Here is a 16,241-nt window from a genome sequence, read left to right as displayed (position 1 = left end):
GGTGCCGGAAGGGCCAGTCAGGGCCGCGGTAGGGCGGTCGCGTAGGATATCCCCGTACGGAACTCCCTATTATTAGGAGCACATCCCCATGAATAGAATCGGCCAATTCATCACGACCGTCGTCATCGGCGGCTTTGCCATCGTCCTTGGCTTGCTCATCGCGCTGTCCATGACCCGTTCGCCGGAGGAGCCTTCCTCGACGTTGGGTGAAGCCTTGGACACGTATCCGAAGAACCTGAGCTTCTCCGCGCTCTTGGTCCCCGACGTCTACGGCCAGGATTGGATTGCCGGTCTCGTCGTCTGCCCGGGTGCTACGGAGCAGCAGCTTGGGGAAGGCGGCGTGGATGTCGCCGGTATCGACTTCGTCGACGGCAAGGTGGCGGAGGATGAGAACTACTTTGTCACCGTCAGCGTCAATCAGGAGTATCAGGTGGAGAAGCTGAACCGCTCCCAGGTGGATCTCTGCTCCGGCGTCCTCGAGCAGGTAGAGATGGCCAAGGCCCAGGGCCAGGACGCTCCGCCGCTGCGCGGCATTCAGCCTGGCGAGCCGCTGCAGTTCCTGCGCGGTGATGACCAGATGTTGCAGCAGGGTGCTGACAATGAGGACGCTCCTGCCTGGCAGTTCGTGGGCTAATGAAGGTTCTCGCACTCGATACCGCCACCACGGATCTGGTCACGGGCATCGTTGACACCGACACCGGGGAGAGCATCGACCGCGTCATCAGTGGTACGCGCGCCCACAACGAGCAGCTCATCCCTACCATCGAAGAGCTGCTTGCCGACGCCTCTCTGACCTATGCCGACCTCTCCGCCATCGTTGTCGGCACGGGGCCCGGACCGTTCACCGGCCTGCGCGTGGGCATGGCAACCGCTTCCGCCCTGGGAGTGGCCCTTCACCTGCCGGTACATGGTGTGTGCACCTTGGACGCCATCGCGCACGGGCGCACGGGGGAGTGGCTGGTGGCTATCGACGCTCGCCGCAAAGAGGTCTACTGGGCCACCTATGTGGACGGCGAGCGCCGTAGCGGCCCCAACGTATCGAAGCCGGAAACCCTTGATCTGAGCGCCGCCGGACTCGCGAGCCCAGCGAGTGCGCTTCTGGTTTTCCCAGAATCTATTGCTCCACGTTTGCCGGAGGACATCGCTGACCTTCCCAGCGAGTGGGCTACCCCGCGCGCAGAGGGTTTGGTTGCCTGCGCTGACTTGTCCGCTGAACCCGAGCCGCTCGTCCCGCTCTACCTACGCCGCCCCGATGCCGTGGAGCCGAAGGCCAAGCCGCGCTCGGCCGCCTTGGTCGGCGGCAACGAGGAGACACCGGCATCATGAGGCTGCGGCCACTAACGTCTGCGGACGCGTCGCGCTGTGCCGAGTTAGAGAAGGTCCTTTTCCCCGGCGAAAGCCCATGGCCGGCGCGAGCCTTCGAGCAGGAAATTGCGGCGGGGCACACCACGTACTGGGCGGTTGACATGAATGTCAACCGCGATGACCACAACGACAACCGCGATGACCACAACGACAACCGCGTGGAAGTTCTCGGTTACGCCGGCGTGGGGCGGATGGGGCCCGCTGCCTGGCCGGAGTTCGAAATCCGCACCATCGGCGTCGACCCCGCAGCCCAACGGCAGGGCATCGCGCGGCTGATGATGGACGCCATCGTCGAGCTTGCAGATTCCCACGATGCGCCCATCTTCCTTGAGGTTCGCGTGGGCAACGATCCGGCCATTCGCCTCTATGAGGCTTATGATTTTGTCATTAACGGCCTGCGCCGCAATTACTACCAGCCCTCCGGCGCGGACGCCCACACCATGTACCGACCACGAAAGAGTGAGAGATGTTAATCCTCGGCATCGAGTCCTCCTGCGACGAAACCGGCGTGGGCATCATCGAGCTGTCTGATAACGGCCACATGGAGATCCGCGCCGACGTCGTCGCCTCCTCCATGGAGCAGCACGCCCGCTTCGGCGGCGTGGTGCCGGAGATTGCCTCCCGCGCTCACCTCGAAGCCATGCCGCAGGTGATGAAGGCGGCGTTGGAGGAGGCGGGCGTCGAGAAGCCCGATGCGGTGGCCGCCACCGTGGGGCCGGGACTGGCCGGCGCGCTCCTCGTCGGGGCGTCGGCAGCCAAGGCCTTCGCCTCCGCGTGGGGCGTGCCCTTCTACGGCGTCAACCACCTCGGCGGGCACGTCGCGGTGGCCAACCTGGAGGGCGAGGAGCTGCCGCACTCGGTGGCGCTGCTCGTCTCCGGCGGCCACACCCAGCTGCTCGAGGTCGAAGCCGTGGGCAAACCCATGAAGGAGTTGGGCACCACGCTTGACGACGCCGCCGGCGAAGCCTACGACAAAGTCTCCCGCCTCCTGGGGTTGGGGTATCCGGGAGGGCCGGTCATCGATAAGCTGGCCGCCCAAGGCGAGCCCACCATCGATTTGCCGCGTGGTTTGTCCAAGGCCGAGGACCTGCGCGGGCCCAACCGCCACAACTTCTCCTTCTCGGGGCTCAAAACGGCAGTAGCCCGCCACGTGGAAAAGGCCGAGCGCGAGGGCACCACGGTCCAGGTTGAGGATCTCTGCGCCTCCTTCCAAGAGGCGGTGGCGGATGTGCTGACCGCCAAGGCCGTGCGCGCCTGCCAGGACACTGGCGCCAAGGTGCTGCTGCTCGGCGGCGGCGTGGCTGCGAATTCGCGGCTGCGCGCCTTGGCGGCGAAGCGCTGCGAATCCGCGGGAATCGAGCTGCGTGTGCCGCGCTTCAAGCTGTGCACCGACAACGGCGTGATGATCGCGGCGGTGGCCGCCCAGCTCATTCACGAAGGCGCAGAACCCTCCGGCCTGGCATGCGGGACCGATACGCAGCTTGAGGTGGAAGTGCCGCTCGTGGCCGCCGCGCGCTAGCGGATGCGCAACCCCCAGGGTGCCGGTAGTGTGATGACCGATAATCGTCCGGCTCACACAAAAGGAGCTCACACCGTTATGACCACTGGATTCCTCGTTAACCCTGATCTGTCCCGCCGCATCATCGAGTTTGAGCTCGAACAGGCAAATCAATTCCTCGGTGGTACCACCGAGGATCGCGTTTCCGTGGCCTTCCAGGATGATGGCCAGACCTACGCGGCGTTGTTTAACCCGAACGCGAAGGCTGACGACGCCGACCCGAACCCGGTGGCCTCCTTGGCCCGCAACGCTGCGGCTACCGGCAACTCCGCTTTCCTGCAGGACCCAATCCGCTCAATCTGCGGCCCAGTCATCTTTGTTGCGGCCGACGGCGACGACAAGAACATCGACGAGGTCGCCGAGGCCGTGGAGCACGGCATCCGCGCGGTGAAGAACTACCGCGAGGACAACCCGGAGGAGTACCAGCTGTGGCGCGCGGCTGTGCTGAACTCCCACCGACAGGTCTAATTCCAGCCCTTGTTTGTAGGGCCTCAGCGCTTTTCTAGCGCTCGGTGTGGCGCAGCCATGCCAATACGGCCTTCACCCGCCGGTTGGAGTCCTCGGGTCGAAACCCGAGCTTTATAAATACATTGGAGACATGCTTGCTTACTGCTCCGGAGGTAAGGACGAGCGTGTCTTCAATGTCTTTATTGCTCAATCCTTGGGCCATAAGCCCCAGTACCTCCCGCTCGCGAGCGGTGAGCCGGGCTAGACCAGTGTGCCTTGCAGAAAGCAGCGCCGTGACCACCTCTGGGTCCACCACGGTGCCGCCGCGGGCGACATCGTCAAGCGTGCGCACGAATTCTTCAACATCAGAAACGCGCTCCTTGAGTAGGTACCCGAATCCGCCGTGCTCCAGGAGGCGGTCGAGATAGCTTGCCGCTACGTATTGGCTCAGCACCACCACGGGTTGGGTGGGGTCGGCTGCCCGCAGATCGTGCACGGCTTGAAGCCCGTCATCGGTCATCGTGGGCGGCATGCGCACATCGCTGATAATGAGGTCGAAGTCTTCCTGCACTGCGATGGCGCGCAGTGCTTCGGCATCTGTGACCGCCGTGACGCTATGACCGAGAGCACCGAGTAGTTGCTCCAGACCCGCGCGCAGGAGCGCGGAATCTTCTGCGAGTAGTAACTTCATTCCGCCTCCTTCAGCGGTAGTTTGACCAGCAGCTGGCCGCCGCCTTTACCCGTAGCATTGGTGCTATCAGCACCAAAGGTTACTGTGCCGCCGAGTGCAGCAGCACGCTCACGCAGCCCGGCGAGGCCCGTGCCCGAACCCACAGCTGCACTCTCACCGTCCGGCTCTTTGGCCGTGGGGCCCATGCCATTATCTACGATTTCTAGGCGCAGCATATCCCTAAAAGCGACCGTTACCACGGCTTCGGTGGCTGCGCCGTGTTTAGAGGCGTTTGTGAGCGCCTCGGCGACTGCATGATAGGCCAGCAGTGCTGTGGTCTCGTCTATCGAGCTCTCAGCGCCCTCTACGCGAAGTGTGGTCTCAAGCCCGGAATGGGCGAGTAACTCGTCGAGGGCGGGGATAAGCCCGTCGTCGAAAAGCACCTGCGGCGCAATGCCACGCACTGTCGCCCGCAATGAAGCCAGAGCCAAAGAGGCATTATGTTCTGCGTCAGTCAAGGCCTGCTGTGCCTGGGGCGGGGCTTGTAGTTTTGCCGCGGCCAAGTTGAGCTTGAGCGCAGTGAGGTACTGCTGCGGGCCATCGTGCAGTTCGCGTTCGATGCGGCGGCGCTCGCCGGAGAAGGCATCGATAAGCGTGGCACGCGAGGCCGCCATTTCCTCGGCCGAAGGACTCAATGCCAGTCGGGTCAGCGAGACCGACGCTGAGACCAAGAGGCGGTTGAGACCTACCAGTAACAACACAAGCAACAGAGCAGCCAGCCAGCAGGTTAAGAAAATAAGCGGTCGGTTGGAGGTGGACCACTCGCCAACGGAGAACTCGGCCTTAGGTACGAATGGCGCTATCGCTAGCACACCCGCTGTGAAACCCAGGGCCGTCCACGCGGTAAAGCATGCAGTCGAAATCAATAACTGCAACACGAGGTGATAGAACTGCTGCCAATCAAACCATCGATCTGCGCGCCGGGGTGGAATTTCCACGCCCATCCACTGCGCGCCCAACCGGCCGACAAGTTCCGCGGCGCGACCCACCAACGGGATCCACGGCAGCATCAGCACCGAAATCACCAAGGTTGGGATACACAGCATGCCGAGGAGGAGGCTCCACGCACAGGCTTTGAAGGTTCGCATAGTCTTCGACCCTATCCGCCATGCCGGTGGAAGGGCAGTGGAGCTAGCTCCACCATTTTTCGGGCAGCCCGCCCCATGTCATTGTTGTGCGTGGCCGAGTGGAATCAAAGGCATGTTAAAAGCAGAAAACCTTAGTAAGCGCTACGGCCGCCGCACCGTGCTCAATCGCGTCAATGTGTCTATCGCCCCAGGCGAATTCGTTGCCATCATGGGGCCATCGGGAAGCGGCAAAACCACGCTCCTGAACCTGTTATCCGGGCTCGATAAGCCCACTTCCGGCCGAGTCAACGCGCCGGGGCGCAAGCAGCGTGCATTTGTATTCCAAGACTACAACCTGCTGGAATCCCTCAACGCGCAACGCAATGCCACCTTGACGGCGCGCTTTTCCGGCCGGCGCCCTGCACGCGGCCGTGTGGCAGAGGTCTTCGATTCGCTCGGTCTCGCTGGATTGGAGAGCCGCCTGCCCGCACAGCTTTCTGGTGGGCAGCAGCAACGCGTGGCTGTCGCCCGGGCATTGCTGGCCCAAGCGCCCTATATCTTCGCTGACGAGCCCACGGGCGCGCTTGACGACGCCACCGCTTCCACCGTCCTTTCCCACCTTCACGCCGTTGCCCGCGATGGAGCCAGCGTGATCATGGTGACTCACTCGCACCTTGCCGCCGAGGCGGCCGACCGGGTCATTTCCTTGGAGGAGGTGGCCCATGCTGGTGTGGCTTAAGGACTTACAGTCCAATTGGCTATCGTGGCTGGCCGTAGCGCTGACCCTGGTGGTGTCTTCCACCTCGTGCACCCTAGCGCTAGCCATGCTGGTCGCTTCCCCCGGAGCCGAAGAAAACCCCGCTGGGCCTCTGGGCGGCACAGTGCTGGGCATGTCACTGTGCGTGGTAGTGCTGGTGACGCTCTCGCAGATGCGCCTTATCATCGCTGAGCGCGAGCCGGTCTACCGTTCCTGGCGCATGGTGGGCATGCCTGGGTGGATGATCCTGATTTTCATTCTGGGCCAAGTCGCGGTGGTCAGCGCGGCCGCCGGATTTCTTGGTGTGCTGCCGGCCCGTCCACTGCTCGCGCCGTGCGTGCGCGCCCTGCGCAGCGACGGCATCCCTTTGCCAGACATTGCGATTACAGGCCAGGTCGTTGGTATTGCGATAGTTGTCTGCATGTCCGCGGCCCTAGTCGGAGCGCTGCCTCCACTGCGCCGAGTCTTTCGGCCGCACGCCACCGCACACCCGGCGTGGCTCATGGTGAAATTCCTGCTCGCGTCCGTTGCTGTCGGCAGTACGGTCTATGGATGCCTACACATCGATGATCCCGGCGACCTCCTCTCGGCCGAGATGGGCTTGGTCATCCTTGTCGCGCTCTTTTTGCCCTGGCTTATGCCCGTCCTGGATCAATGGACCCGCGCGGCCGGCATCGCTGGGGCTAATGTGCGCGTGCGCCGAAGCTTTTCCACCCCGCACATCGTGCCGTGGGTGCTCGTCGGCGGCTTTATCGTCGCCGTCGGCTCGGGCCTGCGCTTTGGGAACGACGCAGGCGCCGGAGGCACCCTGTCCTCGTGGCAGGCCTTCCTCGCCCTTTTGGGTCCAGTCTTCGCACCTAGCATCGTGGGCGCCGTGCTTACCTCGCTGCTTATGCACGGGCGCATCGCGGCCGATATTCGTGGCCTCACCTTGGCGGGCGCCGCCCCCTCGGCCTGGGCGCGCGTGCAAGTGGGGGAGGCGGCGTGCCTCACCCTGACTGCGGCCGGCGTGGTCTGGGCGCTGTGTTTGGCGACGCTCCTCCCACTCCACCGCCTCCTTACCCCACAAGAGGCACTCGGTCGGACAATCCTGGAGGAGCTGTGGTGGCCGTCCTTCGCCGTAATATTCGGCGCAATGTTTATTGCCCTGGGCGTCGTCAAGCTGGCGTTGGCCGGCTTTGTACACACCCGAGTCGCGTCGTTCGCGGAGGGCGAACGGGTTAGCGGCCCACAACGTTGAGGGCTAGCAGTCGCGAGGGTAGAGTGCTAGGCAGGTTGTTTTGACCCACAGTTGTTCACCCGCGACGACGGCTGTGCTGGACACCCACAACCGGCACGCGCGCGTCCACGTGGACGCGCACTAGGAACACTTTGGAGGAAATCATCATGGCAAACATCAAGCCGCTGGAGGACAAGGTCCTCGTCCAGATCGTTGAAGCTGAGACCACCACTGCATCCGGCCTGGTTATCCCGGACTCCGCGAAGGAGAAGCCGCAGGAGGCCACCGTCGTCGCTGTCGGCCCGGGCCGCACCAATGACAAGGGCGAGGTCGTCCCGGTTGGCGTCAACGAGGGCGACACCGTCATCTTCTCCAAGTACGGCGGCACCGAGCTGAAGTACGACGGCCAGGAGTATCTCCTGCTGTCCGCTCGTGATTTGCTCGCTGTCATCGAGAAGTAGGCGATTAACCCGATGCCAAAACTGATTGCATTTGACCAGGAGGCCCGTGAGGGCATCCAGCGCGGCGTAGACACGCTTGCCGACGCCGTCAAGGTCACCCTCGGCCCGCGCGGCCGCAACGTCGTGCTGTCCAAGGCTTTTGGTGGCCCGACCGTCACCAACGACGGCGTCACCATCGCCCGCGACATTGACCTCGACGATCCTTTTGAGAACCTCGGCGCCCAGCTGGTGAAGTCCGTGGCCGTCAAGACCAACGACATCGCCGGTGACGGTACGACTACCGCCACCTTGCTGGCCCAGGCTCTCGTCTTCGAAGGCCTGCGCAACGTGGCAGCCGGCGCTAACCCCATCGAGCTGAACAAGGGCATCGAAGCGGCGGCTGAGAAGGTCGTCGAGGAGCTCAAGAAGCGTGCCACCCCGGTGAATTCCTCCGCGGAGGTCTCCCAGGTTGCCACCGTTTCCTCCCGCGATGCGGAGGTCGGCGAGATGGTTGCTGGTGCGATGGACAAGGTGGGCAAGGACGGCGTCGTCACCGTCGAGGAATCCCAGACCATCGAGTCCACCGTGGACGTTACCGAGGGCATTTCCTTCGACAAGGGCTACCTCTCCCCGTACTTCGCTACGGAAGAGGAGACCTACAACGCCGTGCTTGACGACGCCGCCATTCTCCTCGTCCGCAACAAGATCTCCTCCCTGCCGGACTTCTTGCCGCTGCTGGAGAAGATCGCGGAGTCCTCGCGCCCGACCCTCATCATCGCTGAGGACATCGAGGGCGAGCCGCTGCAGGCGCTCGTGGTGAACTCCATCCGCAAGGTCCTCAAGGTCGCCGCCGTGAAATCCCCGTACTTCGGCGAGCGCCGCAAGGGCTTCATGGATGACCTGGCTGTTGTTACCGGCGCTACCGTCGTCGACCCTGAGGTTGGCATCAACCTCAAGGAGGTCGGCCCGGAGGTGCTGGGTTCTGCCCGCCGCGTCACCGTGTCCAAGGAGGACACCGTGATTGTGGATGGTGCCGGTACCGCCGAGGCCGTCGAGGAGCGCCGCGAGCAGCTGCGCCGCGAGATCGAGCGCACCGATTCCACCTGGGATAAGGAGAAGCTCGAGGAGCGTCTGGCCAAGCTGTCCGGTGGCGTTGCCGTCATCCGCGTTGGCGCCGCTACCGAGACCGAGGTCAACGAGCGCAAGCTGCGCGTCGAGGACGCCATCAACGCCGCCCGCGCGGCCGTTGAAGAGGGCGTCATTGCTGGCGGCGGCTCCGCGCTGGTCCAGATCTCCCAGGAGCTCGAGGCTTTCGCCGAGGGCTTCGAGGGTGAGGCCAAGATCGGTGTGCTGGCCGTGGCCCGCGCGCTGACCCGCCCGGCCTACTGGATCGCCGAGAACGCAGGCCTGGACGGATCCGTCGTGGTCGCCCACGTTGCCGAGAAGGCCAACGGCGAGGGCTTCAACGCCGCCACCCTGGAGTACGGCAACCTGCTCGAGCAGGGCATCATCGACCCGGTGAAGGTCACCCACTCCGCCGTGGTCAACGCCGCCTCCGTGGCCCGCATGGTGCTCACCACCGAGGCTTCGGTTGTAGAGAAGCCCGCCGAGGAAGAGCCGGCACAGGCTGCGCGCGCGCACGCGCACTAAAACGTGCGTGCGGGAAACATTCGTTTCCCGCACAACCACAAGGGTTCCCGCGTGCCACAAGGGTTCCCGCATAGCCGTAAGGAAGGCCCGCTAACCCGCATATCTGCGGGGCGGCGGGCCTTCGCCGTGTCCGGGGCAGGACCCCCGCCCCGTTAGTAGACTGCTGAGCCGTGGAACAAGAATTCATCACCGTCACCGGCGCCCGCGAAAACAACCTCAAGAACGTGGACGTGCGCATCCCTAAGCGCAAGCTCACCGTCTTCACGGGCGTGTCCGGATCCGGCAAGACCTCGCTGGTCTTCGATACCGTTGCGGCTGAATCGCAGCGTCTCATCAACGAAACCTACCCCGGCTTCGTCCAAGGCTTCATGCAAGCCCCACCCCGCCCCGACGTGGACCGCTTGGAAGGGCTCACCGCAGCCATCGTCGTGGGCCAAGAACCGATGGCGGCTTCCGCGCGCTCGACGTTCGGTACCGCCACCGACATCACCGGGCACCTCCGCGTGCTCTTCTCCCGCCTAGCCGAGCCCCGCGCCGGCGGCCCCGCGGCCTATTCCTTCAACGTGCCCTCCGCCTCCGGGCAGGGCGCCATCGAGGTCAATGGCGTCAAAGAGGTGCGTCGTTTCGAGCGCACCGGCGGCATGTGCCCGAGGTGTGAGGGAAGGGGGAAGTGGGGGACGTCGACAAGCACCAGCTCGTTGATGAGACTCTGACGTTGAACGATGGCGCCATCATGTACCCCGGCATGAAGGTGGGCTCGTGGATGTGGCGCGCCTACGCCGAGTCCGGGCTGTACCCAGCCGACGTGCCGGTCCAGGACTTCACCGAGGAACAGAAACGTGACCTGTATGAGACCGAGACCAAAGGCAAGGTCGGTGGCGTCAACATGAGCTACATGGGGCTGGTAACGCGTTTGAAGACGAACGTGTTGAGCAAGCTCGTGGAGTCCCTGCAAAAGCACATGCGTGCCTTTGTCGAACGCGCTGTGGTCTTCGTGGACTGCCCGGAGTGCCATGGCACGCGCCTGGCGCAGCACGCGCGCGAGTCCTACCTCAACGGAGTCTCCATCGCGGACGTCTGCGACATGGAGCTTGCCGACGTCTCCGCATGGCTCCGCACCATCAACTCACCGCTTGCCGTGGCCCCGCTGCGCGGGTTGGAGGCCGCCCTGGATTTGGGGCTGGGCTACCTGACTCTGGCGCGCCCGACGGGAACGCTGAGCGGTGGCGAGGCACAGCGCACGCGCATGGTGCAGCACATCGGGTCGGCGCTGACAGACGTCACCTACGTCTTTGATGAGCCGACCGCTGGCCTACACCCGCATGACGTCACGCGGATGAACGAGCTTCTCCTGCAGCTGCGCGATAAGGGCAACACGGTGCTCGTGGTGGAGCACAACCTGGCGACGATGGCGATTGCGGATTGCGTCGTCGAGCTTGGCCCCGGCGCCGGAGTGGCGGGCGGCGAAATCCTTTCCGTCGGTACCGCACCGTCCGTCAGCGGGAAGGTGGCGTTGAAGGATGAGGTGCGCGAGCCCACCGGAGCGCTGGAAATCCGTGGGGCGTCCCATAACAATCTCAAGGGCGTCGACGTGGATATTCCACTGGGCGTGCTCACGGTCATTTCGGGCGTTGCGGGTTCTGGAAAGTCATCGCTGATGGAATGCCTGCCGGACGACGACCGCATCCTCATTGTCGACCAGTCTTCGTTGTCTGGCTCGCGGCGCTCAAACCCGGCCACCTACACCGGTGCGATGGACGCGCTGCGCAAGGCCTTCGCCAAGGCCAACGATGGGGCCACGCCGGGAATGTTCTCTTTCAACTCGGAGGGCGCGTGCCCGGCCTGTTCCGGCGCTGGCGTGGTGACCGTGGAGTTTGGTGCGATGGACAGCGCGGATGTGCCCTGCGAGGTGTGCGAGGGCCGCCGCTTTGCTGCCGACGTTTTGGGTTACGAGCTGGCGGGCAAGAACATCGCGGAGGTACTCGCGCTTCCCGCGGTTGAGGCCGTGGAGTTTTGCCGCGAGGCCAAAGTTACTGCTGCGAAGCGCGTGTACGAGCAGCTCGTTGCCGTGGGGCTGGGCTACCTGACGCTGGGGCAGCCGCTCTCGACGCTCTCTGGCGGCGAGCGCCAGCGGCTGAAGCTGGCGGTGCGGTTGTGCGACCGCAAGGCGACTGCGGACATCATCGTGCTCGATGAGCCGACGGTGGGCCTGCATCAGAAAGATATCGACACCTTGCTGCGCCTCTTTGACACGCTTGTCGACGACCACCTCACCCTCATCTGCGTCGAACACCACCGCGCCGTCCTGGCGCACGCCGATCACATCATTGATCTCGGTCCCGGCGCGGGCTCAGCCGGCGGCGAGGTTGTGGCGGCCTGCTCGCCGCGCGAGTTCCTCGACAAGGACACGGTGACCGCCCGCTACCTGGCGCAGGCGCTGTAAAAACTGACGTCTTTCACCCGCTGCCCCTTGCCCGTGCTGGCTGTTGGATATCAGTGCAGGTGGGGGAGGGGCGTGATGCTACTTAAAGAAACTTCGCAAAAGGCCCGCTGCGCGACGGCCCACGGCGGGCTCATCCAGTGGGGAGAGCAGCCTTGTCGCGTCCAGCCAATAGAGGTGGTGGTTTGCCGTCCGACCCCAAGGCTGGGAGCTGGCAGAAGCGGACTAGGCGCCGACGGCCGCGTGGGTGCGACGAGAACGCAGGGCGACGACGCGCTCCGACTCGCTCATGCCGCCCCACACGCCGTAGGGCTCGCCGGAGGCGAGAGCGTGTTCGCGGCACATCTCGATGACCGGGCAGGTGCTGCAAATAGCCTTGGCGCGGTTCTCGCGCTGGGCGCGGGCGCGTCCGCGCTCGCCGTCCGGGTGATAGAACACGTCAGAGTTTTCTCCACGGCATGCGCCATGAAGCTGCCAATCCCAAAAGTCCGTATTCGGCCCGGGGAGCAGGAAGGACTGAGACACGTTCGATTCTCCTTTGCCAAAGATAGAGTGCCCAGGCGCGGGGCGCGTTGCGGGCACGCCCCCGTGAACGCCGAGGCGAAGTGAGACGAGATTGAAGTGTGTCCCCCTTGGGTAAACAGCGCGTTACGCAATGCTGACATGCAGGTATAACTGGCTGAAACTCCTCAACTGGAGCCCCTGTGACCTGCGCTTAAGGCTAAGATGAACGGTGTATGAACTTTTTCTAGTGGGGTCAAAGCTGGGGATGAGACCCGTCGTTTTGGGGTTTCGTCAAAAGGTTATGCCATGATGTTCATACAGAATATGAAGTAATGCATTAAGCAGAAGAGCAAAAGCAGAACGGCAAGGATGGCAGTGGCTACTCAGGCTACAGACGCGAGCGGCTCCTCAACGGTGGCGAAGCGCGACAGCGATAAGGAATTAGCGGACCTCGTTCCGCTGGCCGTCGACGGTAGCCGCCGCGCCCTCCAGCGCATCATGCGGATCATTCACCCGCAGGTCCTGCGCTATTGCCGCGCGCGCATCGGCGGCCACCGCCAGCCCACGGCGGAGGACGTGGCGCAGGAGATCTGTTTGGCGGTGGCGACGTCTATTGGCACGTACAAAGATAAGGGCCGCCCGTTTATGGCCTACGTCTATGGCATTGCTGCTCACAAGGTGACCGATGCCCACCGCGCCCTGAGCCGCGACCACACTCACCCCACGGAAGACCTTCCGGAGGATGCTGCTCAGGACGCTACCCCCGAAGAATCCGCCCTTGCCGTGGACGGTAGTAACAGAGTGCGGGCCATGCTCGATACGTTAAGTGACAAGGCCCGGGACATTATCATCTTGCGTGTGTTCGTGGGGCTGTCGGCAGAGGAGACCGCGGAAATTGTGGAGTCCACCCCTGGCGCAGTCCGCGTGGCGCAGCATCGTGCACTCGCGCAATTGCGCAAATCCCTCGATTCGCACGAGACGCAGTGAACCAACAATGTGAACCAGCAGAGTGAACCAGTAATTGGGCTAGCTCAGAGCTAGCAGTGAGCCATCGGCACTTGGCACCGACAAACTAATAATTCTCTAATAAGGAAGGGAGGTCATCATGGCAAAGAAGGACGAGCCTCAGCAGGGTGTCGCTGAGCAGCTGCAGCCTTTGGTCGATGATGATGCATTCCTCACCACTCTCTCCGAAGGAACGGATCCCTCCGATGGCGGTGATGAGTTGGCGGGTCTTCTGCTGGAGCTGCGCGGGGACGTCGAAAAGCAGATGCCCCCAGCCCCTCTCATCGAAGGCGCGGAGGAGGAGCCGGAGGTTATTTCCCTCGGCGCGGCACGTCGCCGTCGGAGCAAGCCATTCATGCACGGCCTCATTGGAGCGGCCGCAGCTACGCTGCTCATCGCAGGTACCGGAGCTGTGGTGGTCAACGCCGGACCGGGTTCCCCGCTGTATGGCGTGAACCAGTCACTCTTCGGCGCGGATGATTACGATGTGTCTGTGGTCGAGCTTGCCGGAACACTCGATGAAATGGAGAGGCGTTCCGCCGAGGGCGACATGGACGGCACCCGTCAGCTGCTTGAAGAAGCCCGGAAGATGGTGGATCAGGCCAAGCGGGAACGCGAGGCGGAGTCCCCGAGTGCGGCGAAGCAGCAGCCCCGCACTACGGTGACGCAGACGCAGACGGTGGAGAAGCCCGCCCCTGTAGAGGAGCAGAAGCCGCCGGAGCCGGAGACCGTCACGCAGACCGAGACTGCGGTCTCTACCGTCGTGGTGACCCGCACGGTATCGGCAGGCAATCCACTGGAGCCGCCGACGCAGGGCCAGCCGGAGCCGAGTCAGCCGGGTGGTGGAGAGCAGGCAACGCCGCCGCAGAATGACAACTCGGATGGCGCTGGGGATAGCGGCCAGCTCCCGCCGCCGCAGTTCCAGCAATAAAACCACGAAGAACCTCTTCCCTCCCACAGCAGGAGGAAAGAGGTTCTTTTTGTTTAACGCGCGGTAGTTTTACCGCGCAACCGCGCTAGTAGCGCGAATCCATACCGTCGAGGTAACCCACTGCATAATCCCACGGAACATAGCGCATCGGATCCGGCTCGGCGCCCGGCTCGTGCACGGGGGCGAGCTGGCCCGCCAGCGTGGCCTGCATGTTAGAGGCCATAATGTCCCACTCGTAGAAGTGGTTTTCCTCGCAGTCCTCGCAGAAAAAGAAGATGCCGTCGATGCCGCGCGGGCTCAAAACACGCGCAAACTCTTGGACCATGGCCAGATCATGAATGACGGCGAGACGGTCCTCCTCAGACAGCGGCTCGACGTGCTCATCCTCCTCGAGGAAGGAAGCTGGGTCGTTCGGGTCGTCCGCGAAAGGATCGCGGGGCATGTTGGCGAAAAAGTTCACGTCTGCGAGCCTATTGACTCCGTGCGCGCAAGGCAATTCCCTAAAGAGACTTTTTTCTATACCCACGGCTACCACTACGGGGCGTCCACGCACTACAGTGAGGGCTACCGCATACAATTATCTGGTCAGTTTAGGAGAGCCCCACCCTCATGAGCCACGTCCACACCGGCGGAGACAACCCCGACAAGATTGCACTCTACGGCCTAACTTTTGATGATGTTCTGCTGCTGCCGGCAGAATCCAACGTCGTTCCCTCCGAGGTGGATACCTCGGCGCAGTTTACCCGCAACATTCGCCTCGGCGTGCCCCTGGCTTCCGCCGCGATGGACACCGTGACCGAGGCCCGCATGGCCATCGGCATGGCACGTCAGGGCGGCATCGGCGTCCTGCACCGCAACCTTTCCGCAGAGGAGCAGGCCCAGCAGGTAGAAATCGTCAAGCGCTCCGAGTCCGGCATGGTCACCGACCCAGTCACGGCCACCCCGGACATGACCATCGATGAAGTCGACACGTTGTGCGCGCGGTACCGGATTTCGGGCCTGCCGGTCGTCGACAAGCAGGGCACCCTCGTGGGTATCTGCACCAACCGTGACATGCGCTTTGAGCCGGATTTCTCCCGCAAGGTCTCCGAGATTATGACGCCGATGCCGCTCGTCGTGGCCAAGGAGGGCGTCAGCAAGGAGGAGGCGCTGGAGCTGCTGTCCGCCAACAAGGTGGAGAAGCTGCCCATCGTCGACGATGCAAACAAACTCGTTGGCCTCATCACCGTCAAGGACTTTGTTAAGACCGAGCAATTCCCCAACGCCTCCAAGGATGCTTCTGGGCGCCTGCTCGTGGCGGCGGGCATCGGCACTGGTGAGGAGTCCTACCAGCGTGCGGGCCAGCTTGTCGACGCCGGCGTGGACGTCCTCGTCGTCGACTCCGCCCACGCCCACAACAACCGTGTGCTGGAGATGGTCTCCCGCGTACAGAAGGACTTCGGTGACCGCGTTGACGTCATCGGCGGCAACTTGGCCACCCGTGCGGCTGCCCGCGACATGATCGAGGCCGGCGCCGACGCCATCAAGGTCGGCATCGGGCCGGGTTCCATTTGCACCACGCGCGTCGTGGCGGGCGTGGGTGCCCCGCAGATCACCGCCATCATGGAGGCCGCTGCGGTGGCCGGCCCGGCGGGCGTTCCGGTTATTGGTGACGGCGGTATGCAGTACTCCGGTGACGTCGCCAAGGCCTTGGCGGCCGGCGCCGATACCGTCATGCTGGGTTCCATGCTGGCCGGCACCACGGAGGCGCCGGGCGATATCGTCGTGGTCCAAGGCAAGCAGTACAAGCGCTACCGCGGCATGGGCTCCATGGGCGCCATGCAGGGCCGTGGCCTGTCAGGGGAGAAGCGTTCCTATTCCAAGGACCGCTACTTCCAGGCTGACGTCAAGAGTGAGGACAAGCTGGTGCCGGAAGGCGTCGAGGGGCGCGTGCCGTTCCGCGGCGACATCGATGCCATCGTCCACCAGATTGTGGGCGGCCTGCGTGCCTCGATGGGCTACACCGGCTCCGCTAACTTGGCCGAGCTCAAGACCAAGCAGTTTGTCCAGATCACCGCTGCGGGCCTCAAGGAGTCTCACCCGCACCACCTTCAGCAGATCGTCGAAGCTCCGAACTACCGCTAAGGAC

Annotated in this window: 16 protein-coding genes and 1 pseudogene; 13 read left to right on the top strand and 4 right to left on the bottom strand. The window is 63.7% G+C overall.

Annotated elements, in window-relative coordinates; all coding sequences use genetic code 11:
• The first annotated feature begins 88 nt into the window (after positions 1-88).
• From HMPREF2743_RS03945 to HMPREF2743_RS03925, 5 genes are all read left to right on the top strand, one after another.
• Positions 89-634: a hypothetical protein gene (locus HMPREF2743_RS03945; RefSeq protein WP_070818206.1), complete on the top strand. Its 546-nt coding sequence runs from the start codon at positions 89-91 to the stop codon at positions 632-634.
• Positions 634-1,326 (top strand): tRNA (adenosine(37)-N6)-threonylcarbamoyltransferase complex dimerization subunit type 1 TsaB, encoded by a 693-nt coding sequence (tsaB, locus tag HMPREF2743_RS03940; protein WP_070517439.1) that lies wholly within the window; start codon positions 634-636, stop codon positions 1,324-1,326. Before HMPREF2743_RS03945 ends, tsaB begins: the two co-directional genes overlap by 1 nt.
• Positions 1,323-1,838: a GNAT family N-acetyltransferase gene (locus HMPREF2743_RS03935; RefSeq protein ID WP_070818205.1), complete on the top strand. Its 516-nt coding sequence runs from the start codon at positions 1,323-1,325 to the stop codon at positions 1,836-1,838. The genes tsaB and HMPREF2743_RS03935 overlap by 4 nt, the downstream gene beginning before the upstream one ends.
• Complete coding sequence (tsaD, locus tag HMPREF2743_RS03930; protein WP_070624283.1) at positions 1,832-2,884, top strand: tRNA (adenosine(37)-N6)-threonylcarbamoyltransferase complex transferase subunit TsaD; 1,053 nt, start codon at positions 1,832-1,834, stop codon at positions 2,882-2,884. Before HMPREF2743_RS03935 ends, tsaD begins: the two co-directional genes overlap by 7 nt.
• 78 nt (positions 2,885-2,962) lie before the next feature.
• Complete coding sequence (locus HMPREF2743_RS03925; RefSeq protein ID WP_070818204.1) at positions 2,963-3,391, top strand: hypothetical protein; 429 nt, start codon at positions 2,963-2,965, stop codon at positions 3,389-3,391.
• Between the two features lie 34 nt (positions 3,392-3,425).
• Here HMPREF2743_RS03925 and HMPREF2743_RS03920 read toward each other — a convergent pair whose 3' ends face one another.
• Both HMPREF2743_RS03920 and HMPREF2743_RS03915 read right to left on the bottom strand, forming a co-directional pair.
• Positions 3,426-4,061 (bottom strand): response regulator, encoded by a 636-nt coding sequence (locus HMPREF2743_RS03920; protein ID WP_070521553.1) that lies wholly within the window; start codon positions 4,059-4,061, stop codon positions 3,426-3,428.
• Entirely contained in the window at positions 4,058-5,188 is a 1,131-nt protein-coding gene (locus tag HMPREF2743_RS03915) for a sensor histidine kinase (protein WP_070521551.1), read from the bottom strand. The genes HMPREF2743_RS03920 and HMPREF2743_RS03915 overlap by 4 nt, the downstream gene beginning before the upstream one ends.
• A gap of 112 nt (positions 5,189-5,300) precedes the next feature.
• On the opposite strand from HMPREF2743_RS03915, the gene HMPREF2743_RS03910 reads away from it, so the two are divergent.
• From HMPREF2743_RS03910 to HMPREF2743_RS03890, 5 genes and pseudogenes are all read left to right on the top strand, one after another.
• Positions 5,301-5,906: an ABC transporter ATP-binding protein gene (locus HMPREF2743_RS03910; RefSeq protein WP_070521548.1), complete on the top strand. Its 606-nt coding sequence runs from the start codon at positions 5,301-5,303 to the stop codon at positions 5,904-5,906.
• Positions 5,890-7,164, top strand: a complete 1,275-nt coding sequence (locus tag HMPREF2743_RS03905) for an FtsX-like permease family protein (RefSeq protein WP_070521546.1) — start codon at positions 5,890-5,892, stop codon at positions 7,162-7,164. Before HMPREF2743_RS03910 ends, HMPREF2743_RS03905 begins: the two co-directional genes overlap by 17 nt.
• 140 nt (positions 7,165-7,304) lie before the next feature.
• Complete coding sequence (gene groES / locus HMPREF2743_RS03900) at positions 7,305-7,604, top strand: co-chaperone GroES (protein WP_167595557.1); 300 nt, start codon at positions 7,305-7,307, stop codon at positions 7,602-7,604.
• 12 nt (positions 7,605-7,616) lie between these two features.
• Positions 7,617-9,233 carry a chaperonin GroEL gene (gene groL / locus HMPREF2743_RS03895; RefSeq protein ID WP_070745582.1) on the top strand — a complete coding sequence of 539 codons (1,617 nt, stop codon included), beginning with the start codon at positions 7,617-7,619 and terminating at the stop codon, positions 9,231-9,233.
• 170 nt (positions 9,234-9,403) lie between these two features.
• Positions 9,404-11,676: pseudogene (locus HMPREF2743_RS03890) on the top strand (excinuclease ABC subunit UvrA).
• A gap of 222 nt (positions 11,677-11,898) precedes the next feature.
• On the opposite strand, the gene HMPREF2743_RS03885 reads toward HMPREF2743_RS03890, so the two are convergent.
• Positions 11,899-12,198 (bottom strand): WhiB family transcriptional regulator, encoded by a 300-nt coding sequence (locus tag HMPREF2743_RS03885; protein ID WP_070521542.1) that lies wholly within the window; start codon positions 12,196-12,198, stop codon positions 11,899-11,901.
• Between the two features lie 348 nt (positions 12,199-12,546).
• On the opposite strand from HMPREF2743_RS03885, the gene HMPREF2743_RS03880 reads away from it, so the two are divergent.
• Both HMPREF2743_RS03880 and HMPREF2743_RS03875 read left to right on the top strand, forming a co-directional pair.
• Positions 12,547-13,164: a sigma-70 family RNA polymerase sigma factor gene (locus HMPREF2743_RS03880; protein ID WP_070530749.1), complete on the top strand. Its 618-nt coding sequence runs from the start codon at positions 12,547-12,549 to the stop codon at positions 13,162-13,164.
• A 118-nt stretch (positions 13,165-13,282) separates the two neighbouring features.
• Complete coding sequence (locus HMPREF2743_RS03875) at positions 13,283-14,113, top strand: hypothetical protein (protein WP_070818203.1); 831 nt, start codon at positions 13,283-13,285, stop codon at positions 14,111-14,113.
• Between the two features lie 85 nt (positions 14,114-14,198).
• Here HMPREF2743_RS03875 and HMPREF2743_RS03870 read toward each other — a convergent pair whose 3' ends face one another.
• On the bottom strand, positions 14,199-14,573 hold the full coding sequence (locus HMPREF2743_RS03870) for a DUF5319 domain-containing protein (RefSeq protein WP_010189463.1): 375 nt from the start codon (positions 14,571-14,573) through the stop codon (positions 14,199-14,201).
• A 149-nt stretch (positions 14,574-14,722) separates the two neighbouring features.
• Here HMPREF2743_RS03870 and guaB point away from each other — a divergent pair, with 149 nt between their 5' ends.
• Positions 14,723-16,237, top strand: coding sequence for an IMP dehydrogenase (gene guaB / locus HMPREF2743_RS03865; RefSeq protein ID WP_070818202.1), 1,515 nt, complete (start codon positions 14,723-14,725; stop codon positions 16,235-16,237).
• Positions 16,238-16,241 lie beyond the last annotated feature (4 nt).

It is taken from the genome of Corynebacterium sp. HMSC036D02 (assembly GCF_001836165.1).
Taxonomy (GTDB): Bacteria; Actinomycetota; Actinomycetes; order Mycobacteriales; family Mycobacteriaceae; genus Corynebacterium.
Note: the sequence above shows the minus strand (reverse complement) of the source record. Positions and strands in the feature narration are given on the sequence as shown.